Genomic DNA, 772 nt, shown 5'->3' on the forward strand with positions numbered 1-772 from the left:
GATTATCACTATTGCCGACTATAAAAAATAGTACATACAATATAAAGGACTRTAMAAAATGAAAAAAATAGTGATAATYGCGAGCTTAMTAGTAATTGGATTAAGCGGAAATTTGATGGCAAARACWGGTTTTGAAGTAAATGTTCTTCTTCCTTTTGGATTTAGTTTGGGTACTTATACTGGTACTGATGCTTCAAAATATACTAARGCTGATGCTGGTTTTGAATTTGGAATACATGTTATACCTGGATATTATTTTGGAATCAGCAATATAGGTTTAGGAATTGGTTTTGATATTGGGTATCAGAAAGATGTATTTGCTTTTGGATTAAAATCTCAAAGCGGAAGATATGGAGCTTCTTTTGATAGTTTTAATTTAGGATTATTGCCTAGAATTGATATTGGATTTGTATCTTTAGGAGTTGGAGGAGGATTCAAGTTTCCTATAGCAGGTCTTATGTATCAAAGAGATGGTGCTGACGGCATAGGTCAGGCGAGTATGTATGATACAAAGAATATTTATAAAGAGTTTAATAAGCCTTTTATACCTTATGTAAAAGTTATGCTYGATTTTATATTACCGCTTAATTTAACAGCAGGTATTTATATTGCTTATGATATACCATTTATGGAAAGTAAAAGTCATAATTTCAAACTTTCTAGTGTAGATTTGGGAGCACAATTAGGTGTGAGATTCTAAAAAAKAGTAAAAAATAAAAAGAGCTTATAGAAATACTATAGGCTCTTTTTTATTTATCATTTATTTATTATA

General features: G+C 29.6%; 1 protein-coding gene. It reads left to right on the forward strand.

Annotated features, from left to right (window positions below; translation table 11 throughout):
- Positions 1-58: 58 nt before the first annotated feature.
- Positions 59-700, forward strand: a complete 642-nt coding sequence (locus GQX97_RS12980) for a hypothetical protein (protein ID WP_157152271.1) — start codon at positions 59-61, stop codon at positions 698-700.
- Positions 701-772 lie beyond the last annotated feature (72 nt).

The organism is Brachyspira sp. SAP_772 (assembly GCF_009755885.1).
Classification (GTDB): Bacteria; Spirochaetota; Brachyspiria; order Brachyspirales; family Brachyspiraceae; genus Brachyspira.